Origin of the sequence: Arsenicicoccus sp. UBA6765 (assembly GCF_002453335.1) — a bacterium.
Taxonomy (GTDB): domain Bacteria; phylum Actinomycetota; class Actinomycetes; order Actinomycetales; family Dermatophilaceae; genus Arsenicicoccus; species Arsenicicoccus bolidensis.
Genome location: NZ_DKGR01000041.1, coordinates 1 through 23,803, shown reverse-complemented (window position 1 = coordinate 23,803; position 23,803 = coordinate 1). Strand labels below are relative to the sequence as shown.

Genomic DNA, 23,803 nt, shown 5'->3' with positions numbered 1-23,803 from the left:
CCGGGCGCAAGGCTTTGGCGCAAGGCTTGGGCGTCAGGTGTCAGGCGTCAGGCTCGGCGGCTCGCCGCGTCCTCGACCTCGCCGGCGTCCAGCAGGCCGTGCCCGCCGCCCGGCAGGCGCACCAGGATCACGCCGACCTCGAGCTGGGCCATGCGCTCGACGGCGTCGGTGACGGGGACGTCCGGCGCGAGGTCGATGACCCACCCGGCCGGCTGCTGGTGGGCCACGGCGAGGACGGGGGTGACGGCCTGCTGGTCCACGGGCACCGACTGCACCGCGCGGGGGTCGACGACCGCGGTGGGGACCCCCTGCGCGTCCTGCACGGCGACGACCTGCGCCCCGTGGACGCCGTAGAGCCGCACGGAGTCCGCCACCGACGAGCCTGCGGGCACCAGGGCCGTGGGGTGCAGCAGGTCGCCGAGCCGGACCTGGTCGAGCAGGGCGCGGGCGCGCGCGGAGCGGATGGCCCCGCCCGCCCCGGCCCACAGGAAGCTGCCGATGAGCGCGCCCCACGCGATGGAGAAGAAGTCCGGTGCACGACCGGACAGCAGCGGCCGCCCGATGAACCACAGGGCGACGAGCGCCGCCAGCACGCGTCCGCTCCACCCCGCGACCAGCAGCCCGGTGGTGCGGCGACCGGTGATCCGCCATACGAGAGCGTCGAGCACGAACCCGCCGTCCAGGGGCAGGCCCGGCAGCAGGTTGAAGACGGCGACGAACGCGTTGGAGTAGGCCATGGCGCCCATGAGCAGCCGGGGCACCCCGGCGGGGGTGACGGCGAGGAGCTGCCAGGCCACCAGGGCCAGGGCCGCGTTGGCGAGCGGCCCCGCGAGGGCCACCATCGCGCTGCGGCCGGGGGTGTTGCTGTCGGACTGGTATGACGTGTGCCCGCCCATCAGGTCGGCGACGATCCGGTGCACCCGGTGCCCGAACGCCTGCGCGGTCAGCGCGTGCGCCGCCTCGTGCGCGAGGACCGACACGAGCAGCAGGAGCGCGTAGGCGAACGCGACGGCGTACGCGCCCGCCCCGAGGTCGGGCCGCGACCGCGACAGGGACGGACCGAAGGTCGCGAGGATCACCAGCACGAGGATCGGCCAGGTGCGGCCGAGATAGATGGGGGTGCCGCGCAGCGAGCCGATCCGCCAGCCCGGGTGGGCCTGCACGTCGGCGTCCGCGACGGCCGGCTCGACGGGGCGGTCGGGCGGCGTCGGCTGGGGTCCACGCGGGTCGGACATGGCGCGAGCCTACGTGGCGCAGGGGGTATGTCGGTGCGACGTCCTATCGTCGGTCCCATGGTTGCCGCCCTGTCCCCGAGCCGAGCCGCCGACTTCATGCAGTGCCCGCTCCTCTACCGCTTCCGCGTCATCGACCGGCTGCCCGAGCCGCCGTCCTCCGCGGCGGCCCGAGGCACGCTGGTCCACTCCGTGCTGGAGCGGTTGTTCGACGTGCCGGCGCCCGAGCGCACGCTGGAGCACGCGGCCTCCCTCGTGGGTCCGCAGTGGGAGGCGCTGCTGGCCGAGCGGCCGGAGCTGGCCGAGCTGATCGGCGACGGCGAGGAGGCGACCGAGCTCACGGCCTGGCTGACCTCGGCGACCTCGCTGGTCGAGCGGTGGTTCGGGCTGGAGGACCCGACCGACCTCGAGCCCGCCGAGCGCGAGCTCTACCTCGAGTGCGACCTCGACGGGCTCCTGCTGAGGGGGTATGTCGACCGCCTGGACGTCGCGCCTAACGGCATGATGCGCGTGGTCGACTACAAGACCGGGCGCTCCCCCTCGGTGCTCTTCGAGGGCAAGGCGCTCTTCCAGATGAAGTTCTACGCGCTCGTCCTGTGGCGGCTGCGCGGCGTGGTGCCGTCGATGCTGCAGCTGGTCTACCTCGGCAACGCCGAGATCGTGCGCTACCAGCCCGACGAGGCGGACCTGCGGGCCACCGAGCGCAAGCTCAAGGCGCTCTGGCAGGCCATCGTCCGCGCCGCCGAGACCGGCGACTGGCGTCCCAACAAGTCGCGGCTGTGCGACTGGTGCGCGCACCGCGACATCTGCCCCGCGTGGGGCGGCACTCCCCCGCCCATCCCGGAGGGCGCGGTCGCCCGCGCGCTGGACCCGGCCGCCTCGGCCCCGGTCGACCACGACGTCGAGGACGAGGACGACCCGCTCGAGGCCTGACATGATCGAGGCGCCATGACTGCCGCCCTCACGATCGCCGCCTGCGCTGCCGCGTGTGCCTTCGTCGTCGACGGGGCTGCTCAGGTGCTGCCGCAGGTGCTGCCGCGGGCGGGCGCCACGCCGGAGCGGGTGTCCCTGCTATGGCTGCTGCTGGCGTTCGTCGTCACGACGGTGCTGACGCGGGCGGCCACGCGCTACATCCGGCACCGGGCCGACCGGGCCCCCGCGGGTGCTCGGCCCAGCGGACCGATCCGCGACATCCTCATCAACGGCGTGCACATCCACCACCAGGTGTGGGGGATCCTGCTGATCCTGCTCGTCGGCCTGCTCCAGGTGGCCTACCGACCGTCCGGGGCGTGGGCCGACGTGGCCGCCGCGGCGTTCGGGGTCGGGGCGGCGCTGACGCTGGACCAGTTCGCGCTGTGGCTGCACCTCGAGGACGTCTACTGGTCGCCCCAGGGCCGCACCTCCGTGACGGCCCTCATCACCACGGCGATCATCGCCCTGGCCCTCCTGCTCGGCACCGACCCGCTGGGTCTGGTCTCCACCCCGCGCGGGTCGGGGGCCGTGCGCTGGGCCGTGACGGGGGTCCTCGTCGTCAACGTCGTCGCCGCGGTGGTCTGCCTGCTCAAGGGCAAGCCGTGGCTCGCGGTCGTGGGGATGTTCGTGCCGGGGATCGCCTGGGTCGGGGCGGTGCGTCTCGCGCGACCGCGATCGCGCTGGGCCCGACGCTATGAGCCGGGCAGCCCGCGTGACCTGCTCGCCGAGGAGCGGGAGCGCCGGCACGAGGCGCGGTGGAACTCCGTGGTCGACTTCATCGGCGGGCCTCCCTCGCGGTGACGCCGGCGGCGCGCTGCCGGGTGAGGAAGCGCTCCAGCACGTGCGGCCACCCCGACAGCTCGTCGGGGTCCCGGGCCAGGTGCAGCTCGCTCAGCGGCAGGAGGTCGTGCAGGGCGCGGGCCGTGCTGAGCGGGTGCGAGGGGTCTCCGGGCCAGGCCAGCAGCAGGGTCGGGACCGACAACGCACGCAGCCGGTCCGGGTCGGGCAGGTCGGTCTGCGACGCGCCGCGAAACACCGACGGCAGCAGCTCCTCGCGCACGTCGGGCACCGGCACCTCCTGGTCCGCGACCGCCGGCGGGCGGGCGGCGACCCGCCCCACCCGGATGAACGCCTGCACACCGCGACGCTCCACCAGCTCCGCGCTGTCGAGGTAGGCCTCCGACTGGGCCGCCCGCGTCTCCCACGCCGTCGGCGGCACGGTCAGCGTCAGGCTGCGGAACCGGCCGGGGTCCCGGACCGCGGCGTGCAGCAGCGTCCCGGTCCCCATCGACGGCCCGACGCCGTGCACCGCCTCGCCCGGGGCCAGCCGGTCGAGCACGGCGAGCAGGTCGTCGGCGAGCGTCTCCCACCCGTAGTCCCCAGGCTCCGGCCGACCCGTGGACGCGCCGTGCCCTCTCGCGTCGTAGCGGATGACCGTGTGCTCGTGCAGGTGACGGGTGAGGTCCAGGCCGGCGTCGGCGTTGGCGCGGCGGCTGGACGTCAGGCCGTGCAGCTGCACCACGAACGGGCCGTTGCCGTGGACCTCCACGTCGAGGCTGGCTCCGTCGACGTCGATCGTGCTCATGACCACTCCTCGGTGCCGAGGCGGTCACCCGCGCGGACCGGGGGTGACGCCCCGGCGCGACTCACGTGAGTCGCCATCATAGCCAGGGCGGTTCACGGCCATCCCTCACCGTGGACCCGCCTTGACCTGCGCGTATGGCGCGGCGACAGTGGGGCTCCGACATCCGTCCTGGTCACCGACGCCCGGGTCGTCCGCCGGGCCGCAGGCCCCGCCGTACCCGCAGGAGGCCGCCCGTGCGCCTGACCAACGCCGACCAGGTCGACCTGCCCGAGGGGCGGCTGCGCAGCCTCGAGCTCCCGCTGCACCGCGCCGCCGGTGAGCTGCCGGTGTCCTTCGACCAGGGCATGCACCTGCGCGCCGGGGCACGACCCGGCTCGTGGATGGCCGCGGCGCTGCGGGTCCCCGGCGGCGTGGGACCGGACGAGCTCGCCGCCTCCTGGCACGCCGTCGTGGAGCGGCACGGCACGCTGCGCTCGGCCTTCGCCGAGACCGACGAGGGCCTGCGGCTGCACCCCCTCGCGCTGGCTGACGAGCCGGGACGCTGGGTCGAGCACCCGACCGACCCGACGCTGCCGGCCCCGACCCGGGCCGCCCTGCGCACCCTGCTCGACGCCGCCTGCTCCCCGCTCGAGTCCCCCTCGCACCGGCTGGCGCTGCTGGAGCCGACCTATGGCAGCGACCCGGTCGTCGTGATCGCCGCCGACCACGCCCACGTCGACGCCTGGTCCCTGCCCCTGCTCGTGCGCGACCTGCTGTCCTGCCTCGAGGACCACCGCGCGGGTCGGGCGCCCGCCTCACGACTGCCCCGGGTCGGGTCCTTCGCCGAGCACACCGCCGAGCTCGCAACGCAGCCGCCGGCGCCCGAGCACGTGCTGCGCCGGTGGCACGAGATCCTCGACGCGGGCGGCGGCGCGATGCCGACCTTCCCGCTGCCGCTCGGTGACGTGTCCGCGCCCCGGCCCGAGGTGGTCTCGACCCACGACCTGCTCGACCCCCGCGGCCTCGCCCGGCTCGAGGCACGGGCCAGCCTCGAAGGGGTCGGGCCGCTCGCCATGGCCGTCTCGGTGATGACGCGGGCCTCGGCCTCCCTGGCCGGCGCGCCGCTGCGAGCCGTCCTTCCCGTGCACAGCCGCCACCAGTCGCGCTGGCGCCAATCGGTCGGCTGGTTCATCACCAACGCGGTCCTGGAGTCGGCGGACCCGACGCCCCAGGCGTGCGGCGCTGCGGTGCGCGAGGCGGTGGGCCTCGGGTCGCACGCGCTCGCCCCGATCATGGCGCCGTATGACGGGATGCCTGTCACCCCAGGCATGTTCGCGGTGTCGTGGCTCGACCACCGCCGGCTCCCGGTCGCGCTCGACCCCGCCTGGCGGGCGCAGCACGTGTCGGCGGTCGCGCCGACCCAGGGCGTGCAGGTGTGGTTCGTCGCCGACGGGTCCGGCCTGCACGTGCGCCTGCGATCCCCCGCGACGCCGCAGGCCCAGGCCTCCGTCGGCGCCTGGGTGGACGCGGTCGTCGAGGGTCTGCGCTCCCTGGTCTGACCCGCCCGCGCCACCCTGCCCCTTCGTGCGCTCGCAGCTCACGAAAGCGCGGTTCAAGGCGCCCTCACCGGCCGTTCGTGCGCTCGCAGCTCACGAAAGCGCGATTCGAGGCGCCTCACCGGCCGTTCGTGCGCTCGCAGCTCACAAACGCCGCGTCCGCGCCGGCCGCACGTGTCAAAGGTGCGTGCGGGGTGCAGGTATGTCGCACCTGGGTCCCCCACACGTGCCAAAGGTGCGTGCGGGCCGCAGATCCCACCCGTCGGCGCAGCCTCGGACCTTGCGCTCGGCCTTCGTGGGCTCGGAGCTCACGAAAGCGGGATGCGAGGCGCCCTCACCGGCCGTTCGTGGGCTCGCAGCTCACGAAAGCGCGATGCGAGGCGCCCTCGCCGGCCGTTCGTGCGCTCGCAGCTCATAAACGCCGCGTCCTCACCGGCCACACGTGCCAAAGGTGCGTGCGGGGTGCAGGTATGCCGCACCCGGGACCGCCGCACGTGCCAAAGGTGCGTTCCGGACGCAGATCCCACCCGTCGGCGCCGCCCCGGACCCTGCGCTCGGCCTTCGTGCGCTGGGAGCTCAGGAAAGCGCGATCCGAGGCGTCCGCGCCGGCCGTTCGTGGGCTCGCAGCTCAGGAAAGCGCGAATCGGAGCTGCCGGAGCGGACGTTGGTGCGCTCGGAGCTCATGAACGCCGCGCGCGAGCCTCGCCGGCGTCAGGCGAACAGCCGCCACAGGTCGGGGATCGACGCGCCGGTCATGGTGGGGACGATGCGCAGGCCCTCCTGCTCGGCGATGTCCACCATGTGCGGGATCCCGATGGTGGGGACGCCGGCGGCCAGCGCGGACGCCAGCCCCGTGTTGGAGTCCTCGACCGCGAGGCAGTCCCCCGGCGCCACGCCGAGCAGGCTCGCGGCGGTGAGGTACGGCTCGGGGTGCGGCTTGCCCTGCTTGACGACGTCGCCGGTCACCACCGCGTCGAAGGTCCCCGCGGGCAGCGCCTGGACCATGACGTCGGCGAAGGCGGCATACGACATCGTGACCAGGGCGCAGGGCACCCCGAGCTCACGGGTCGAGGCGAGCAGCGCCTGGGCGCCGGGCCGCCACGGGATGTGCTCGCGGAACCGCCGGATGACGCCGGCGAGGAGGGTCTGCACGACCTCCTCGCGCGGCATCGTCACGGGCGTGTGCTCGCGGATGTAGTCCGCCGACCACAGCAGCGCCTGCCCGACGAGCTGGTGGGCGTGCTCGTCGGACCACTGCCCGCCGAAGGACTCGACGAGGGCGTACTCCTCGGCGATCCAGTAGGGCTCGGAGTCCACCAGGGTGCCGTCCATGTCCCACAGGACGGCGGCGGGCAGCGCGGCGCGCTCGGTCATCGGGCTCCTCGGGTTCGTCGGCGTGCGCGGTCTGCGCGGGCCGCCGAGATGCGACGGCCCGCGCAGACCGCTTCGGTGCGGTCGGTCATGCCTTGAAGTAGCTCGCCTCGGGGTGGTGCGCGACGAGGGCGTCCGTGGACTGCTCGGGGTGCAGCTGCAGCTCCTCGGACAGGGTCACGCCGATCCGCTCGGGCTCGAGCAGCGCCACCAGGGTCGCGCGGTCCTCGAGCTCCGGGCAGGCCGGGTAGCCGAAGGAGTAGCGCTCGCCGGTGTACTTCTGCCGCAGGATGTCGCCGAGCGCGTCGGCGTCGCCGTCGGCCAGGCCGAGCTCGGCGCGGACGCGGGCGTGCCAGTACTCCGCGAGGGCCTCGGTGAGCTGCACGGACAGGCCGTGGAGCTCGAGGTAGTCGCGGTAGGCGTTGTCCGCGAACAGCTCCGCCGTCGCCAGCGCCACGCGGTTGCCCATCGTCACCAGCTGGAAGGTGATCACGTCGGGCTGCCCGTCGGCCTCGACGGCCTCCTTGGACCGCCAGAAGTCGGCCAGGCACAGGCGCCGGTCGCGTCCCTGCCGGGGGAAGGTGAAGCGGGCGCGCTCGCCGCCGAGCTCGATCGTGCTGTCGGGACGCTCGGTGTGCTCGAGCACGACGACGTCGTTGCCCTCGCTGTAGCACGGGAAGTAGCCGTAGACCACGGCGGGCTGCACGAGGTCCTGGGTCTTGATGCGGTCCAGCCACATCCGCAGCCGCGGCCGGCCCTCGCGCTCGACGAGCTCGTCGTAGGACGGGCCGTCGTCGGCGCGGGACGGCTTGAGCCCCCACTGCCCGAGGAAGGTCGCCCGCTCGTCGAGGTAGCCCGCGATGTCGCTGGTCGCGATGCCCTTGACGACGCGCGTGCCCCAGAACGGCGGGGTCGGGATGCGGTTGTCCATGGTGACGTCGGACCGCCGGGTGTCGATCTCGACGGGCTCGGTCGGTTCCGTATGCCGGGCCGCGACCCGACGCTGGCGCAGCGGGGGCAGCGCGTCGGTCAGCTGCACGGCGGGGTCGGCCTTGGCCTTGGCCACCGCGTCCATGAGCCGCAGCCCCTCGAACGCGTCCCGCGCGTAGCGCACGTGCCCGTCATACAGCTCGGCGAGGTCCTGCTCGACGTAGGCCCGGGTCAGGGCCGCGCCCCCGAGCAGGACCGGCCAGCGGTCCGCGAGGGAGCGGGAGTTCAGCTCGAGCAGGTTGTCCTTCATGATCACGGTGGACTTCACGAGCAGGCCGGACATGCCGATGGCGTCGACCGCGTGCTCTTCGGCCTTGTCGATGATCTCGTTGACCGGCACCTTGATGCCGATGTTGACGACCTCGAAGCCGTTGTTGGACAAGATGATGTCGACGAGGTTCTTGCCGATGTCGTGGACGTCGCCCTTGACGGTGGCGAGCAGGACCTTGGCCTTGGCCTCGCGCTTGGCACCGCCCGCGGCGGCCTCGATGTGCGGCTCGAGGTGCGCGACGGCGGCCTTCATCGTCTCGGCCGACTGCAGCACGAAGGGCAGCTGCATCTTGCCGGAGCCGAAGAGCTCGCCGACGGTCTTCATGCCCGCGAGGAGCATGTCGTTGATGATCGCCAGGGGGTCGTGCCCGGAGTCCATCGCCAGGTCGAGGTCGGCCTCGAGGCCGTTGCGCTCGCCGTCGATGATGCGCTGGGCGAGGCGCTCCTCGAGCGGCAGGGACGCCAGGGCGTTGGCGCGCTCCTCCTTGAGCGAGGTCGAGTCGACCCCCTCGAAGAGCTCGAGCATCCGGGACAGCGGGTCGTAGGTGCACTCCGACTCCCCCGGCTCGCCGGCCCACTCGCGCCGGTCGTGCACGAGGTCCATGGCGACCTTGAGCTGGTCCTCGGGGATCCGCGAGATCGGGACGATCTTGGCGGAGTTGACGATCGCGCTGCTCAGCCCGGCCTTGACGCACTCGTCGAGGAAGACCGAGTTGAGGACCTGGCGGGCAGCGGGCTTGAGGCCGAAGGACACGTTGGAGACGCCGAGGGTGGTCTGCACGCCCGGGTAGCGGGTGGAGAGCTCGCGGATCGCCTCGATCGTCTCGATGCCGTCGCGGCGCGTCTCCTCCTGACCGGTGGCGATCGGGAAGGTCAGGCAGTCCACGACGATGTCCTCGACGTGCATGCCGTGCTCGCCCGTCAGCGCCTCGATCAGGCGCGACCCGACGGCGACCTTGTGCTCGCGGGTGCGGGCCTGACCCTGCTCGTCGATGGTCAGGGCCACGACGGCGGCGCCGTGCTCGGCCACGAGCCGCATCATCTTGGCGTAGCGCGAGTCGGGCCCGTCGCCGTCCTCGAAGTTGACCGAGTTGATGACCGCGCGGCCACCGAGGCGCTCGAGCCCGGCCTGGATGACGGCGGGCTCGGTCGAGTCCAGCACCAGCGGCAGGGTGCTCGCGGTGGCGAACCGGGCCACGACCTCGGACATGTCCGCGGCACCGTCGCGGCCGACGTAGTCGACGCAGACGTCCAGCAGGTGGGCGCCGTCGCGGGTCTGGGCGCGGGCGATCTCGACGCAGTCGTCCCACTTCTCGGCCAGCATCGCCTCGCGGAAGGCCTTGGAGCCGTTGGCGTTGGTGCGCTCGCCGATGGACAGGAAGGACGCGTCCTGGCGGAACGGGACGGGGGCGTAGAGCGAGGCGACGCCGGGCTCGGGGGTCGGGTTGCGCTCGCCGATCGGCTGGCCGCCGACCGCCTCGACGACGGCGCGCAGGTGCTCGGGGGTCGTGCCGCAGCAGCCACCGACCAGGGCGACGCCGTAGTCCTGGGTGAAGGTGCGGTGGGCGGCGGCCAGCTCGTCCGGCTGCAGCGGGTAGGTGGCGCCGTCCTTGCCCAGCTGCGGCAGACCGGCGTTGGGCATGCAGGTCACCGGGATGCGCGACTGCTGCGACAGGACCCGCAGGTGCTCGCTCATCTCGGCGGGGCCGGTCGCGCAGTTGAGCCCGATCGCGTCGATGCCGAGCGCCTCGAGGGCGGTCAGCGCCGCGCCGATCTCGGAGCCGAGCAGCATCGTGCCCGTCGTCTCGACCGTGACCTGCACGATGACGGGCAGCGTCTCGCCGGCCGCCGTCAGCGCGCGCTTGGCGCCCACCACCGCGGCCTTGGCCTGCAGCAGGTCCTGCACGGTCTCGACCAGCAGCGCGTCGGCGCCGCCGTCGATGAGGCCGCGGGCGTTCTCGGCATACGCGTCCCGCAGGGTGGCGTAGTCGATGTGCCCGAGGGAGGGCAGCTTGGTGCCGGGGCCCATCGAGCCGATGACATAGCGGGGCTTGTCCGGCGTCGACCAGTGGTCGGCGGACTGGCGGGCGATCTCGGCGCCCGCGCGGGCCAGCTCGTAGATGCGGTCGACGATGTCGTACTCGCCGAGGTTGGCGTGGTTGGCGCCGAAGGTGTTGGTCTCGACGAGGTCCGAGCCGGCCTCGAAGTAGGCGTCGTGCACCGAGCGGACGACGTCGGGGCGGGTCACGTTGAGGATCTCGTTGCAGCCCTCGTGTCCCTGGAAGTCGTCCATGCTCGGGTCGGCCGCCTGGAGCATCGTGCCCATGGCGCCGTCGGCGACCAGGACTCGTCGGGTCAGTGCGGTGCGGAGCTCGTCCGAGCGTGCGCTCACGGGTGGGCCTGCCTTTGCAGTCGGGGACCTGCCGAAGTCTAGGCTGGGTCGAAGCCCTGGCGTGGACGCGTCCGGGGTGCGTCAGCCCAGCCGTTCGCCCAGCCGTCAACCCAGCCGTCAGCCCACGAGGAGTGCGCGTGATCCAGTTCGACGACCTTCCGCCCCTGCGTCGACCGGTCATGATCGCCGCCTTCGAGGGGTGGAACGACGCCGGCGAGGCCGCCACCGACCTCGTGTCCCACCTGTCCGAGGCCTGGAACGCCGAGCCCGTCGCGGCGATCGACCCGGAGGAGTACTACGACTTCCAGGTGACCCGCCCGCGCGTCGTCAGCCAGGGCGGCGAGCGGCTCGTGACCTGGCCGACCACGCGGATCCTGCACGCGACGCTGCACGGCGAGGACCGCGACGTGCTCCTCGTGGAGGGCATCGAGCCGTCCGTGCGGTGGCGCGCGTTCACCGAGGAGCTGCTGGACCTGGCCGAGCAGGCGGGCGTGGAGCTGCTGATCACGCTCGGCGCCTACCTCGCGCCCATCCCCCACACCCGCCCGATCGGCACCGACGTCTCGTCCGAGAGCCCCGAGCTCGCGCACCGCTTCGACATCGTGCCGTCGAGCTACGAGGGCCCGACCGGGATCGTCGGGGTGATCGCGCTGGCGGCCGAGCAGATCGGTATGCCGGCGGTCAGCGCGTGGGCCGCGATCCCGCACTACGCCGGGTCGGCGCCCTCCCCCAAGGCCTCGCTGGCACTGCTCGGACGCCTCGAGGAGCTGCTGGACATCACGATCCCGCGGGGCGACTTCCCCGAGGACGCGGTGGCCTGGCAGCACGGCGTCGACGAGCTGGCGTCGGGCGACGAGGACGTCGCGGAGTACATCTCGTCCCTCGAGGAGGCGCAGGACACGGCCGAGCTGCCGGAGGCGAGCGGCGAGGCGATCGCGCGCGAGTTCGAGAAGTTCCTGCGCCGCCGCGACTCCGACGGCCCCGGCCCTGGCCCTGGCCCCGGCCCCGGCGGCCCGCCCGGCAAGGACCTCGGCCACTGACCTACCTCAGGTAGTCACATCGACCCGGGTTAGTCCGTCAGGCTGATGCATCCGCCCCCGGTAAAGGCATCGACCGGCCTTCGTTCACCCCGCTCGCGCACCCGCTCGCGCACCCGCTCGCGCACCCGCTCGCGCGCCCTGCTGGCGCCATTGGTCACCAATGTTCGGATCGCACCCCTTTGGAACGATCCAAAACGTCATTGGTGACCAATGGCGCGGGGTGAGCGTGGCCGTATGCCGGAGGCGGCCCGCGGCAGGCGTGGTCGCCGTCGCCGCGCCGAGCGTCCCGACCACGAGGCCTCCCTCACGTGGCGAAGGTGCTGGCTGGACGCAGCTTTGTCACGTGCAGGCCGCGTGGCGTGCTGAAGGTGCTGGCTGGACGCAGCTTTGTCACGTGCAGGCCGCGTGGCGTGCTGAAGGTGCTGGCTCGATGCAGCTTTGTCACGTGCAGGCCCGCGTGGCGTGCTGAAGGTGCTGGCTGGACGCAGCTTCGCCGCCTGCGACCCCGGCGCCTGCACCTACCCGCGGTGGGTGCGCAGGCTGCGCAGGAACGCCGCCTCGTCCACCGGGATCTCCTGCGCCTCGGTGGCGTCGCGCTCGGGCACGGTCGTCGTGACCCGATAGATCCCCGAGTCCCGGTGCAGGTAGCGGTAGTTCACCAGCTCGCGCCGCAGCCAGGCGTGGTCCTCGTGCGCCGCGCCGAGGATCGCGGTGACCTCGCTCTCGGCATACGACCGCCCGATCTCGAACCGGCTGAGCAGGTGCAGCAGCACGGCCACCCGCCGGCGCCTCTTGACGGGGATCGACACGATCCGCTCCCCGTCGACGAACGGCCGCACCAGCCGGGCGATCTCGTCGACGGCGCGGGTCACCTCGGGGGGCGGGAGGGCGAGCACGGCCGCCTGCGCCGCGGTGTAGGTCTCACCGGTGCGCTCCATGCGCGCGCGGATGACGGTCTTGAGGTCTGCGTCCTGGGTCATCGTGGGTCCTCGACGCTGCGCGTGCCCCCAGCCCACGAGCGCAGCGGGGTCGCCGACGATGTGGTGGATGCTCGCCCGAGGATCTGCTCCCCTTGGCCCGGTGCTGCACGGGCTGGGGACCGATGCGCGGGCTGGGCGTCGGGCGACGCCGCTGGGGCCCAGCCTGCCCAACCCGTATGCCGACCGTCAACCCGCTGTGCGGGGTCAGCGCACGTCGACGCCGAGCAGCGCGTCGAGCGCAGCCGCGACCTCGCCACCGGCTCCCGCATCCGTCCCGCTCGCGGCGGCCCAGGCGTCGACGGCCCGCAGCGCGGCCGGGGTGTCGAGATCCTGGCACAGGGCGGCGCGGACCTGGGCGACGACCTCGCCCGCAGCCGGAGCACCCGCTCGCGCCACGGCGGCGCGCCAGCGGTCGAGGCGGTCCTGGGCGCGGGCCAGCAGGTCGTCGGTCCAGTCCCAGTCGGTGCGGTAGTGCTGGTCGAGCAGCACGAGCCGCACGGCCATCGGGTCGACGCCGCTCTCGCGGAGCCGGGACACGAGCACGAGGTTGCCCTTGGACTTGCTCATCTTGGCGCCGTCGAGACCGACCATCGCCTGGTGGAGGTAGGCCGTGGCGAACTCGGGCTCCCCCGTCAGCCCGACGGCCTGCACCGCGGACATCTCGTGGTGGGGAAAGATCAGGTCGGTGCCGCCGCCCTGCACGTCGAAGCGCATGCCGAGGGTGTCGAGGGCGATCGTCGTGCACTCGATGTGCCAGCCCGGGCGGCCGCAGCCGAGGATGCCTCCGGCCCAGGCGGGCTCGCCGCGCCGCTCCGCGCGCCACAGCAGCGGGTCGAGGGGGTCGCGCTTGCCGGCCCGGTCGGGGTCGCCGCCGCGGTCGGCATACACGTCCAGCATCTGCTCGCGGGTCCACCCCGACACCTCGCCGAAGGTCGGCTGCTGCGCGAGGTCCAGGTAGTAGTCCTTGGCACCCTCAGCCACCAGGTCGTGCTCGTCGTCCGGCACCGGCACGGGATAGGCGGCGCCCGCCCGCACGAGCTGGGCCACCTGGTCGGCGATCGCCTCGACCGACTCGACGACGCCGACGTAGTGGTCCGGCGGGAGCACCCGCAGCGCGGTCATGTCGTCGCGAAAGAGCTGGATCTCCTTGGTGGCCAAGGCAGTCCAGTCGACGCCGTCGCGGGCGGCGCGCTCGAGCAGCGGGTCGTCGACGTCGGTGATGTTCTGCGTGTAGTGCACCTCGTGACCGGCCTGGCGCAGCGCGCGACCGAGCAGGTCGAAGGTCACGTAGGTCGCCGCGTGCCCCATGTGGGTCGCGTCGTAGGGCGTGATGCCGCAGCAGTAGATGCGGGCCGTCGGGCCGGGTGACAGCTCGACGACCTCGCCGCGCGCGGTGTCGTGGATGCGCACGGGCAGCGGGCTGCCGGGGACGGACGGGACGGCGGGGGCGGGCCAGGACTTCACGCGCAGAGCCTAGCGGCGGTCACGGACAACCCCCGTCCACGTCCAGGACCTACCCCCGGCGGGATCATCAGCCTGGGGAACGAAGCGCGGCTGATGCCTCTACCCGCGGCGGGTCAGAGCGGGGGCCAGGGGATCGGGTAGTGGCCGGGGTCCGGCTCCGGATAGGTCCCGGCGGCCAGCAGCGCCGACACGCGCGCCGTCAGGGCCTCGATCTCGTCCGAGCTCAGCAGCCCCACCAGCCCCTGCACCAGCGCGGACCCGGGATCGCCCAGCAGCGACTCCAGCAGCGCCAGGCGCGCGACCTCCGGCGCCGGCAGCGGGTCCCCGACCCACCCCCACAGCACGGTCCGCAGCTTGGGCTCGGCGTGCAGGGTGATCCCGTGGTCGATCCCCCACTCGCGGCCGGTCGGGTCGACCAGGACGTGGGAGCCCTTGCGGTCGGCGTTGTTGACCACGCAGTCGTATGCCGCGAACCGGGCCGCCGCCTCTGTGTCGCGGTGGACGACGACCACCTGCTCGCCGGTGGGGGTCTCCCCCGTGAACACCGGGATCACGCCTTCCTCGATCGCGTCGGGCGCCACCAGGTCGACCATCGGAGCGGCGGCCTCGTTGTGGTCGATCCACAGCTGCACCGACCCGGGACCGAGCGGCCCCTCGCGCAGGACGGTGGGCGGCACGACGGCATACCCGCCCTCGTGCGACACCAGGAACGCCGCCGTCTCGCGCTGCGCCAGCGTCGCGGGCGGGAAGTCGTGCAGCGGCCGTTCGCCGCGCGTCGGCTTGTAGATCACGCGGACGGGCTCGTCGCCGCCCAGGACCCCGAGGAACACGCCGTTCGACGCCTCCACGAGCTGCCCGACCAGGCGCAGCTCCTCCCCCGCCAGCCGGCCGAGCATCGCCTCGACAGCAGGCCGGTCCGTGGGGTCGACCACCGGGTTGGGCAGCATCAGCTCGGCGGGGACGTCGTCGGGGGTCACGTCACCGCTTGTAGCCGTTGGCGCGCGGACAGATGTGCCCCTCGGGGTCGAGCGGCTCGCCGCAGAAGGGGCACGGCGCGCGCCCCGCCGCCACCAGCGCCAACGAGCGCCGGGCGAAGGCACGCGCCTCCGCCGGCGTCAGGACGACGCGCACGACCTGCGGATCTGTCGGCACGGCGCCCTCGAGACCCAGCGCAGCCACGTCCTCGGGGTCGGGCTGCTCCTCCAGGTCGCCGTCGGAGCAGTCGATGATCACGACGTCGCGGCGGTCGTCATACGCGAGCCCGATGCTCTGCACGCGGAACTCGTCCTCGATGGGGGTGCCCAGCGGTTCGTTGTCGACCAGGCGCGCGGCGGCGGCGTCCGAGCCGGTGAGGGGGGCGTGCACGTCGAGCAGGTCGTTGCAGCGGTCGGCGAGGACCTCGACCTGCTGCTTCTCCAGGGACATGCTCGTGAGCCGCCCGCTCCCCGCGGCCTGGAGGAAGAACGTGCGCTGCCCGGGCGGCCCGACGGTCCCGGAGACGAACCTCTCGGGCGGGTCGAAGATCTGCTGCGGCATGTCCTGACCCTAAGCCGTTCCGCCCCCCACGGCCGCGTCACCGCGCGGTGTCTCGTCCTTTGGCCGGGCGGGGGCCAGGCCCGAGAGGTCGTTGCCTCCGTCGTTGATCCGTATGACGAAAGGCCGCGGCTCCGTGTAGCGGATCACCGACAGTGACGCCGGCCCCACCACGAAGCGCTGGAAGAGGTCGAGGTGCGAGCCCGCGGCGTCGGCCAGGATCGCCTTGATCACGTCGCCGTGGCTGACGAGCAGCCACAGGGCGTCGGGGCCGTGCTCCGCCTCGACGAGCCGGTCCAGGTCGCGGACCGCCGCGACGGCGCGGTGCTGCAGGTCGGCGATCGACTCGCTCGCGTGGTCCGGCGACGCGGGGAAGCGCGCCCGCGACGGGTGGTCCTGCACCGTGCGCCACAGGTCTTCCTGGGCGAGCTCGGACAGCGGGCGCCCGGTCCAGGCGCCGTAGTGGCACTCCCCGATCGCGTCCACGGTCACCCGGCGCGCCTCGCCCCAGCCGGTGTCGTGCGCCTGCGCGGCGGCATACAGCTCGTCGGCGGTCTCCTGGCAGCGCTGCAGCGGGCTGACGGCCGCGAGCCGGACGGGCAGCCCGGCGATGCGGGTCGCGAGGTCGCGGGCCTGGGTCCGTCCCTGCTCGTCGAGCCCCACCCCCTCGGTCCACCCGGCGAGCAGGCCGGTCGCGTTGGCGTCGGTGCGTCCGTGGCGGACGAGCAGCAGCGTGGGCACCGCACCACTGTGCCACGCGCCCCCGCCGCGCGCCGCGCCCGCCAGGACGTACGCTTGCTGGTTGTGATCGTCGACCAAGCTCTCTACCGCCACGGCCGCCGCATGCCCTGCGGGGATCTGAGCGAGGAGCTCGCCGCGCTGCGGGACCGCGCCGACGACGGATTCCTGTGGATCGGGCTCAAGGACCCGACCGACGAGGAGTTCGCCCTCGTCAACGACGAGCTCGGCCTGCACCCCCTCGCCGTCGAGGACGCCCTGACCGGCGAGCAGCGCGCCAAGCTCGACATCTACGACGACACGATCTTCATGGTGGTCAAGACGCTGCGCTACGTGGAGCGCACGAGCGACGTCGAGACCGGTGAGGTCATGCTCTTCGTCGGCGACAAGTTCGCCCTCACCGTCCGCAACGGCGACGCCAACCCCCTCGCCGGCGTCCGCGCCCGCCTCGAGCTCGCGCCCCACCAGCTCGCGCACGGCCCCGCGTCGGTCCTCTACTCCGTGCTCGACTCCATCGTCGACAACTACGTGCTGATCGATTCCGAGCTCGAGGACGACCTCGACCGCATCGAGCGCAACATCTTCGGCGGCACCAAGGGCGACTACGCCTCCGAGATCTATGAGCTCAAGCGCGAGGTGCTGGAGTTCAAGCGCGCCTCCGTCCCCCTCGCCGAGCCGGTCCGCCGCCTCGCCAAGGACCGGTCGGTCCCCGTGGTGCACAAGGCGGCTCGCCCGTTCTTCGCCGATGTCCTGGACCACCTGCTCAAGGTCAACGACCACGTCGAGTCCTACGACCGGCTGCTCACCGATGTGCTCAACGCGCACCTCGCGCAGATCGGCGTCAAGCAGAACGAGGACATGCGCAAGATCTCCGCGTGGGCCGCGATGGGCGTCCTCCCCACGATGATCGCCGGCATCTACGGCCAGAACTTCGAGTACATGCCCGAGCTCAAGGCCAGCGTCAATGTCGGCGGCAGCGAGTTCTACTACGGCTACTTCGTGGTCATGGCGCTCATGGTCGCCGGCTGCACCTTCCTCTACCGCCTGTTCAAACGCTCCGGCTGGCTCTGACCCACCCCCGCTCTCTGAGGTCCTCCACGCCCGACGTGGCAAAACTGCGGTCTGGCTGCACCTTTCAGCCGCTGGGGCCCCCGCACGTGGCAAAACTGCGGTCTGGCTGCACCTTCGCGCTCGGAGCGCGGACCGTGCCCGCACCTGGGCCCAGGCCGTATGCCGGAAGCCGGCCACCTCGTCGTGAGGTGACCGGCTTCCGGCATACGACGTGAGGCCCGGCGATCAGGTGGCGGACATCCAGCCGGCGGCGAGGGCGACCAGCACGGCCGCGCCGACGAGCACGCGCCACGACACGAAGAACATCAGGCTGTTGTTCTTGACGAACTTCAGCAGCCACGCGATCGAGGCGTAGGCGACGATGAAGGACACGATCGTGCCGACCGCGAGCTGGCCGAGGCCGACGACGGAGGTGTTGACGTCCTTGAGCTCGTAGAGGCCGGCGCCGACGAGCGCGGGGATGGCCATGAAGAAGGAGAGCTCGGTGGCGGTGACGCGGTCGAGGCCGCGGAACAGGCCGGCGGTGATCGTGGTGCCGGAGCGCGACACGCCGGGGACCAGCGAGAAGCACTGCATGAGGCCGATGATCACCCCGTCCTTCACGGCGACGCGGCTGCCCTCGGGGCGGTCCTGGCCGGCGGCGACGAGCCGCGCGTGATAGCGCTCCCCCGCCCAGATCACGATGCTCCATAGGACCAGCGCGCCGGCGACGACCCACAGGCTGCGCAGCGGCCCCTTGATCAGGTCCTTGAAGAGCAGGGCGGCGACGACCACGGGGATCGACCCGACGATGACGGCCCAGGCGAGCGAGTAGTTCTCGTGCTCGCGGGCCTTGGGGTCGCGCAGCCCGGCGACCCAGGCGAGGAACATCGTCTTGATCTTGTCCCAGAAGTAGATGAGCGTCGCGAGGATCGCCCCGAGCTGGATGACGGCGGTGAACGACGTGATCGCCGGGTCGTCGATCGGGAGTCCGAGCATCTTCTCGGCGATGGTGAGGTGGCCGGTCGAGGAGACGGGGAGGTACTCGGTGACGCCCTCGACGATGCCGAGGATGATCGAGTCCAGATAGCTCAGGGCAGACACGTAGTTCGCTTTCGCAGTGGTGAGGTGGGGGCTGACGACGAGCCGCGCGATGGGCGCCGTCGACCATTGTGACGGGTCTCGGCTCCACGAACGCTGACAACGCCGAGATCCGGGTGGATCTCGGCGTCGTCAGGCGCGCGGGTGGCCGGTGCGGTGGTGGGCGACCGGCCGGTATGGCGAGAAGCCCTCAGCGGCGGGGGCGGCGATCGTCGCCGTCCTCCTCCTCGTCGTCCTCGTCATCGTCGTCCTCGTCATCGTCGTCGTCGTCCTCGTACTCCTCGTCGTCGAGACCGACGTAGGGGCCGTCCTCGTCGTCGTCATCGTCGTCGTCGGTGTAGATGCCGAGCGGCGTGACCTCGCCGAAGGCGTCGTCGAGGGCCTCGTCGTAGGCCTCGAACGCGTCGGCGAGCTCCTGGTAGGCGTTGACCACGGCGGGGTCGTCGTCGCCACGGCGCGAGGCCGCAGCCTCGAAGTGACGTTCGATCGCGGAGATGAAGGTGGCGAGGGCGGCGCGCGGCTCGGTGCTCATGGGACAGACGTTACCCCGTCGGCACGGACGGGGGCCATGGCACCTGGGGGTTCATGGCATGGTGGTGCTGCGGGCCTGGTCGGAGCCAGGATCGGGCCTGATGGACGTGGAGGGAGCCGAGCCGTATGCCGGAGTACGAGTACCGCACCGTGACCTTCCGTCGGGACGCCAGCCGCGGCGAGATCCGGCAGGCGTTGACCGACGAGGCGGAGTACGGCCACTGGGAGCTGACCAGGATGTCGCTCTACTGGGGAGGCGTGCGGCGGGCCGAGATCCGGCGGCGCGTCATCCGGGTGTCTCGCACCGCCTGAGCCCGTATGCCGCCGCCCCCGCCCGTCGCGCGGGTCGCCGTGATCCGGGCGGGGGCTGCTCGGCATACGGCTCAGCAGGTCGCGAGGAGGCGCTGCAGCACGCGCGTCCCGAACTCCAGCGAGTCGACCGGGATCCGCTCGTCGATGCCGTGGAACATCCCGACGAAGTCGAGCTCGGCGGGCAGCCGCAGCGGGGCGAACCCGTAGCCCGTGATCCCGAGGCGGGACAGCGCCTTGTTGTCGGTGCCGCCGGACAGGCAGTAGGGCAGGATCAGCGAGCCCGGGTCCTCGGCCTGCAGGGCGTCGCGCATCCGATCGACGAGGTCGCCGGAGAACGGCGCCTCGAGCGCGGTGTCGCGGTGGTGGATCGACACCTCGACCCGGTCCCCGGCGAGGGCCCGGACGGTGTCCATGAGCTCCTCCTCGTGGCCGGGCAGGAAGCGGCAGTCGAGGGTCGCGGAGGCGGTCTGCGGGATGACGTTGTGCTTGTAGCCGCTGTCGAGCATGGTGAAGCTGCTCGTGTCCTGCAGCGTGCCGAGCACGAATCCCCGTGCGCCGCCGATGTGCTCGAGCAGCTCGCTGGCGTCCTCGTCGGTGTAGCCGGTCCCCGTCACGGACGAGAGCCCGTCGAGGAGCTCACGGACGCTGGCGATGTAGGTGCGCGGCCACTTGTGGGCGTTGATGCGCTCGATCGCCTGGGCGAGGTGCACGATCGCGTTGTCGTCGTTGGGGACCGAGCCGTGGCCGGCGCGGCCGCGGGCGGTGAGCCGCAGCCAGGCGATCCCCTTCTCGGCCGTCTGCAGCAGGTAGGCGCGCACCTGCTCCCCCGTGTCCTTGCGCGGGATGGTGACGGAGTAGCCGCCGACCTCGCTGATCGCCTCGCTGGCGCCCTCGAACAGCTCGGGGTGGTGGTCGACCATCCAGCTGGACCCCTTGACGCCGCCGGCCTCCTCGTCGGCGAAGAAGGTGAAGACCACGTCGCGCGGCGGCTTGGTGCCGGTCCGGGCGAGGTGGCGCAGGTTGGCCAGGATCATGGCGTCCATGTCCTTCATGTCGACGGCGCCGCGTCCCCAGATGCAGCCGTCCTTGACCTCGGCGCTGAACGGGTCCACCGACCAGTCGTTCGCGTCGGCAGGCACCACGTCGAGGTGGCCGTGCAGGATCAGCGCCGGCCGCGAGGAGTCCGTCCCCTCGACGCGCACCGACACGTTGGCCCGCCTGTCCTCGGACTCGGCATAGAAGGGGTCCAGCCCCACCTCGGTCAGCTGCTCCATGACGTACTCGGCGCACGCCCGCTCCCCCGGCCCCGACCCGTCCCCATAGTTGGAGGAGTCGATCCGGATGAGATCGCGGCAGATGCGCTCGACCTCCTGCGTCGGGTCCGTCACGGTCGTCTGGGCGCTCGAGTCGGTCATGCCCCCGACCCTATCTCTCCCGTATGACGCACCCCCGGCCACCGCCAAGACCAACGGCCTCAGGCCCGGCGCTCACCTCCCGTCCACGGTCTTCACTGGCCGGCCAGGAGCCAGAGCAGCGACTCGGCCCACCGCAGCAGGTCCTCCTCCTGTGTGGTGAGGAGACCCGCTTTGGACCGGGCGAGGGCGTCGCCGATCGGCCCGAGCTTGGCCTGGATGTCCTGCAGTTGTTGCGTCGCCTGTTCGCGCGTGAGTTCTTCGACGATCGCGTCTCCCATGACGGCCCCCCCATCGTTCTTCTCGCTACGTGGTCGACGCTAGCCGCTACCACCGACAGACCCCTCGGCTCTTGCGAGGCCGCCGCGTCAGGCCTTGCGAGGTGCGGTGCCCCTGACGTCCGTCACCGCGAAGCGCGCCTCGTTCGCGTCCATCTTGGCCGTGACGGCAGCGCCCAGGTCGATGTCGAGGGCGTTGGCGAGGTGCAGGAGGTAGATCAGCACGTCCGCCATCTCCTCCCCCGCCCTGGACGCGGAGACGCCCTCACCCGACGGGTCAGCCCACTGGAACAGCTCCGCCAGCTCGCCCACCTCCCCGGTCAGCGCCAGGATCAACGACTTGGGGTCGTGGAACTGCGCCCAGTCGCGCTCCGCGGTGAAGGCGGCGGCGCGGGCGGCGAGGTCCGAGAGGGTGGCGTTGGACGTCATACGGTTGAGCCTGTCACGGCGCTGCGCCCCACAGCACGTGGGGCCACCTCGTAGGCTGGCGCTCCCGACATCGCAGAGGATCCGGAGGCCCCGTGGCAGGTAAGGCGTTCGTGAGGCGCATCCCCTTCCACGAGAGCGCCCTCACCGACCTGGTCGAGGAGCTGCAGCGGGCGGGCACCGACGAGGAGCGTCGTCTGGCGCGACACCTGCTGGACTTCCCGACCGTCTACGTCGTGCACAAGGGCGATGGCGCCGGACGTTACGAGGTGTACGTCGGGGAGACCTCGGACATCCGCAGCCGGACCGTGCAGCACCTGCGCGCCGACATCCTTGTCCGGGAGGACTGGGCGGATCTCGCGAAGGCCACGGACGCCGAGATGTATGTGATCGGGCACCAGCACTTCAGCAAGTCGATGACACTCGACGTGGAGAACCGTCTCATGCACTGGCTCAACGGCTCCGACGCCGTAGTGCGGCTGCACAACCGGAAGCACAATCCCCAGAACGACTACTACTCCCGGGATCTGCTCGACGCGGCGTTCCGCGACACCTGGAACCAGCTGCGTCGGCATGACGACTTCCTGTTCCCCACCGAGAAGATCGTGCGCGAGTCGGCGCTGTTCAAGGCCTCGCCCTTCCACAAGCTCACCCCGCAGCAGCTCGCGGCGAAGGCACGAATCCACGATGCGATCGTGGAGGCTCGCGCCTCCGAGGCCGTAGGACAGCTGATCCTCGTCGAGGGATCTGCTGGCACCGGCAAGACGGTCCTTCTCAGCAGTCTGTTCTACGACCTCTTCATGGAGGACGTGGCCCGCGACGTGATGGCGGGCTTGGAGAACCTCGACGCCTGGTTGCTGGTCAACCACGACCAGCAGCTCACCGTCTACGAGCAGATCGCGCTCAAGCTTGGCTTGTCGCGGCGCGCTGGCGACCGGGTGAGCAAGCCGACGAGGTTCATCAACAGCCGGGACGAGGATGCGAAGCCGGTCGACGTGGTCCTCGTCGACGAGGCCCACCTGCTCTGGACGCAGGGCAAGCAGTCCTATCGCGGGGCCAACCAGCTCGTCGACCTACGCAGCCGAGCCCGGGTCGTCGTGGCGATCTTCGACCCGCAGCAGATGGTCGCCACCAACCAGTACTGGGAGCCCGACCAGCTCCGTCAGCTCCGCGACAGCGCTTCCCAAGTCATCGAGCTCGACGAGCAGATGCGTATGACGTCCTCGGAGGCGACCTATCGCTGGGTGCGGGACCTCGTGGACCTGCGGCAGGTGTCCGACATCCCCCAGGACCCCAACTACGACGTCAAGGTCTTCGACGATCCCCATGAGCTGTACGCCGCGATCCGGAAGAAGGCCGAGGACGACGGCCATGGGCTGTCTCGCCTCACGGCGACCTTCGACTGGGAGTTCGTCGAGAAGCGTCGGGTCGACGGGAGGACGTGGGACGTCGTCATCGATACCTTCCGCGTGCCGTGGAACCTCCAGCTGGACTACAGCGCGGCTGAACGACGCGACCTTCGGGGACGGTCGTGGGCCGAGCGGCCTCGGTCGATCGACGAGATCGGGTCCACGTTCACCGTCCAGGGCTTCGACCTGGACTACGCCGGCGTCATCATCGGACCGTCCGTGACCTATCGCGACGGACGCATCGTCTTTGACCCGTCAGCCAGCGCCAACCGCAGCGCCACCCAGCGGCGCACCCTCGCCGACGGCTCTAAAGCAACCGTGGCCGAGGATTTGCTGCGCAACGAGCTCAACGTTCTGCTCACCCGCGGTGTCCGGGGGCTCTACCTGTATGCCGTCGACCCGGAGCTGCGCGAGGCACTGCTGGCGGCCCAGCGCCATTGACTGCGCCTGCGCCGAACGAGGAGGCTCAGGCAGAATTGCCCAATATGCGGCCACTGTATACGTGACTCGGCTTAGACTCACCGACCTCGAACGCGTAAAGCACTAAAGTGTTTCGTTATCCGCTAACCTGTGCTCAGAGGGACTGCGGCTCGCATCTAGCGCCCATCTTGCGTGTGCAATGAGTGTCGCGTCGGGACAAGCGCGCAATAGTACGTTCGTTGCCCGGCGACATTCCGTGACTACGCCACAAGCCAGCATCACCGCAGAAAATATGGCCCCCCAGAATAGAACCCCCTGCAGTCCTTCCATATAGTGCGGGTCGAGATTGAGCGCTACTCCATAAAGTAGTACTGGCACCCAAATCGCCACGCCGGCCGTCGCTCGGAGATCAGTCATCCGCTCCTGAACCTCCGATCCACTACCCGCATCAGCGCCGCATGACTCCGGGCTTGAAAACGTGTCATTCAAGAGTGACCGGAATGCAATCGCTCTGTCGGCATCCGGCAAATCTCCATACTCGCGCGTGTCCTCGAAGCGCCGCTGAAGGCCCGCCATTTCATTCAAACTCGCAGGACTGAGAGCACGAGCAACTTTGCCCCACTTCTGCATGGGGCGATCAAAGGGCAGGAATCGGATCACCAACCTCCGCAAAAGAGCGCATATCCACATAGCCAGACCACACCAAAGCGCACCTGCCAGTAGAGCTATTGCACTTAACAGGCTCTTCCGACCTGAGTGTGG

21 protein-coding genes are annotated in these 23,803 nt (G+C 71.5%); 7 read left to right on the top strand and 14 right to left on the bottom strand.

Features of this window, described 5'->3' with window-relative positions:
- Positions 1 to 47: 47 nt before the first annotated feature.
- Positions 48 to 1,235: a M50 family metallopeptidase gene (locus tag B4K29_RS11155; RefSeq protein WP_286967323.1), complete on the bottom strand. Its 1,188-nt coding sequence runs from the start codon at positions 1,233 to 1,235 to the stop codon at positions 48 to 50.
- Between the two features lie 57 nt (positions 1,236 to 1,292).
- Between B4K29_RS11155 and B4K29_RS11150 the strand changes: the two genes are divergently transcribed.
- Together B4K29_RS11150 and B4K29_RS11145 are read left to right on the top strand one after the other, a co-directional pair.
- Positions 1,293 to 2,165 carry a RecB family exonuclease gene (locus tag B4K29_RS11150; RefSeq protein WP_286959412.1) on the top strand — a complete coding sequence of 291 codons (873 nt, stop codon included), beginning with the start codon at positions 1,293 to 1,295 and terminating at the stop codon, positions 2,163 to 2,165.
- 15 nt (positions 2,166 to 2,180) lie between these two features.
- Positions 2,181 to 3,005, top strand: coding sequence for a hypothetical protein (locus B4K29_RS11145; RefSeq protein ID WP_029212369.1), 825 nt, complete (start codon positions 2,181 to 2,183; stop codon positions 3,003 to 3,005).
- Here the strand turns inward: B4K29_RS11145 and B4K29_RS11140 are convergent.
- The gene (locus B4K29_RS11140) at positions 2,980 to 3,789 is read right to left on the bottom strand and encodes an alpha/beta fold hydrolase (RefSeq protein WP_029212368.1); all 810 of its coding nucleotides are present in this window, start codon (positions 3,787 to 3,789) and stop codon (positions 2,980 to 2,982) included. The genes B4K29_RS11145 and B4K29_RS11140 overlap by 26 nt on opposite strands.
- A gap of 233 nt (positions 3,790 to 4,022) precedes the next feature.
- Here B4K29_RS11140 and B4K29_RS11135 point away from each other — a divergent pair, with 233 nt between their 5' ends.
- The gene (locus B4K29_RS11135; protein WP_286967322.1) at positions 4,023 to 5,327 is read left to right on the top strand and encodes a peptide synthetase; all 1,305 of its coding nucleotides are present in this window, start codon (positions 4,023 to 4,025) and stop codon (positions 5,325 to 5,327) included.
- A gap of 708 nt (positions 5,328 to 6,035) precedes the next feature.
- Here the strand turns inward: B4K29_RS11135 and B4K29_RS11130 are convergent.
- The gene (locus B4K29_RS11130; RefSeq protein WP_286967321.1) at positions 6,036 to 6,698 is read right to left on the bottom strand and encodes an HAD family hydrolase; all 663 of its coding nucleotides are present in this window, start codon (positions 6,696 to 6,698) and stop codon (positions 6,036 to 6,038) included.
- 85 nt (positions 6,699 to 6,783) lie between these two features.
- Positions 6,784 to 10,347 (bottom strand): methionine synthase, encoded by a 3,564-nt coding sequence (gene metH, locus B4K29_RS11125; protein ID WP_286967320.1) that lies wholly within the window; start codon positions 10,345 to 10,347, stop codon positions 6,784 to 6,786.
- A 137-nt stretch (positions 10,348 to 10,484) separates the two neighbouring features.
- On the opposite strand from metH, the gene B4K29_RS11120 reads away from it, so the two are divergent.
- Positions 10,485 to 11,387, top strand: coding sequence for a PAC2 family protein (locus tag B4K29_RS11120; RefSeq protein WP_286967319.1), 903 nt, complete (start codon positions 10,485 to 10,487; stop codon positions 11,385 to 11,387).
- A 518-nt stretch (positions 11,388 to 11,905) separates the two neighbouring features.
- On the opposite strand, the gene B4K29_RS11115 is transcribed toward B4K29_RS11120, so the two are convergent.
- From B4K29_RS11115 to B4K29_RS11095, 5 genes are all read right to left on the bottom strand, one after another.
- Positions 11,906 to 12,367, bottom strand: coding sequence for a DUF2087 domain-containing protein (locus tag B4K29_RS11115; RefSeq protein ID WP_286967318.1), 462 nt, complete (start codon positions 12,365 to 12,367; stop codon positions 11,906 to 11,908).
- Between the two features lie 204 nt (positions 12,368 to 12,571).
- Positions 12,572 to 13,831 (bottom strand): cysteine--1-D-myo-inosityl 2-amino-2-deoxy-alpha-D-glucopyranoside ligase, encoded by a 1,260-nt coding sequence (gene mshC / locus B4K29_RS11110; protein ID WP_286967316.1) that lies wholly within the window; start codon positions 13,829 to 13,831, stop codon positions 12,572 to 12,574.
- Positions 13,832 to 13,944: 113 nt separating this feature from the next.
- Positions 13,945 to 14,808: an SCO1664 family protein gene (locus B4K29_RS11105; protein WP_286967314.1), complete on the bottom strand. Its 864-nt coding sequence runs from the start codon at positions 14,806 to 14,808 to the stop codon at positions 13,945 to 13,947.
- A gap of 1 nt (position 14,809) precedes the next feature.
- The gene (locus B4K29_RS11100) at positions 14,810 to 15,367 is read right to left on the bottom strand and encodes a DUF3090 domain-containing protein (RefSeq protein ID WP_286959394.1); all 558 of its coding nucleotides are present in this window, start codon (positions 15,365 to 15,367) and stop codon (positions 14,810 to 14,812) included.
- A 9-nt stretch (positions 15,368 to 15,376) separates the two neighbouring features.
- A complete protein-coding gene (locus tag B4K29_RS11095) occupies positions 15,377 to 16,105 on the bottom strand; it encodes an MSMEG_4193 family putative phosphomutase (protein ID WP_286959393.1) in 729 nt (242 codons plus the stop codon).
- Between the two features lie 63 nt (positions 16,106 to 16,168).
- Between B4K29_RS11095 and corA the strand changes: the two genes are divergently transcribed.
- A complete protein-coding gene (gene corA, locus B4K29_RS11090) occupies positions 16,169 to 17,173 on the top strand; it encodes a magnesium/cobalt transporter CorA (RefSeq protein ID WP_286967415.1) in 1,005 nt (334 codons plus the stop codon).
- A 225-nt stretch (positions 17,174 to 17,398) separates the two neighbouring features.
- Here the strand turns inward: corA and B4K29_RS11085 are convergent, their stop codons facing one another.
- Together B4K29_RS11085 and B4K29_RS11080 are read right to left on the bottom strand one after the other, a co-directional pair.
- Complete coding sequence (locus B4K29_RS11085) at positions 17,399 to 18,256, bottom strand: undecaprenyl-diphosphate phosphatase (protein ID WP_286967313.1); 858 nt, start codon at positions 18,254 to 18,256, stop codon at positions 17,399 to 17,401.
- 187 nt (positions 18,257 to 18,443) lie between these two features.
- Entirely contained in the window at positions 18,444 to 18,785 is a 342-nt protein-coding gene (locus B4K29_RS11080) for a primosomal protein (RefSeq protein WP_286967312.1), read from the bottom strand.
- A gap of 125 nt (positions 18,786 to 18,910) precedes the next feature.
- On the opposite strand from B4K29_RS11080, the gene B4K29_RS11075 reads away from it, so the two are divergent.
- Complete coding sequence (locus tag B4K29_RS11075; RefSeq protein ID WP_239263838.1) at positions 18,911 to 19,096, top strand: DUF5703 family protein; 186 nt, start codon at positions 18,911 to 18,913, stop codon at positions 19,094 to 19,096.
- 71 nt (positions 19,097 to 19,167) lie between these two features.
- Here B4K29_RS11075 and B4K29_RS11070 read toward each other — a convergent pair whose 3' ends face one another.
- From B4K29_RS11070 to B4K29_RS11060, 3 genes are all read right to left on the bottom strand, one after another.
- Positions 19,168 to 20,511, bottom strand: coding sequence for a M20/M25/M40 family metallo-hydrolase (locus B4K29_RS11070; RefSeq protein ID WP_286967310.1), 1,344 nt, complete (start codon positions 20,509 to 20,511; stop codon positions 19,168 to 19,170).
- 92 nt (positions 20,512 to 20,603) lie between these two features.
- The gene (locus B4K29_RS11065) at positions 20,604 to 20,789 is read right to left on the bottom strand and encodes a hypothetical protein (protein ID WP_286967309.1); all 186 of its coding nucleotides are present in this window, start codon (positions 20,787 to 20,789) and stop codon (positions 20,604 to 20,606) included.
- Between the two features lie 87 nt (positions 20,790 to 20,876).
- The gene (locus tag B4K29_RS11060) at positions 20,877 to 21,215 is read right to left on the bottom strand and encodes a nucleotide pyrophosphohydrolase (protein WP_286967307.1); all 339 of its coding nucleotides are present in this window, start codon (positions 21,213 to 21,215) and stop codon (positions 20,877 to 20,879) included.
- 92 nt (positions 21,216 to 21,307) lie between these two features.
- Between B4K29_RS11060 and B4K29_RS11055 the strand changes: the two genes are divergently transcribed.
- Positions 21,308 to 23,062, top strand: coding sequence for a DUF2075 domain-containing protein (locus B4K29_RS11055; RefSeq protein WP_286967306.1), 1,755 nt, complete (start codon positions 21,308 to 21,310; stop codon positions 23,060 to 23,062).
- Positions 23,063 to 23,803: the final 741 nt, after the last annotated feature.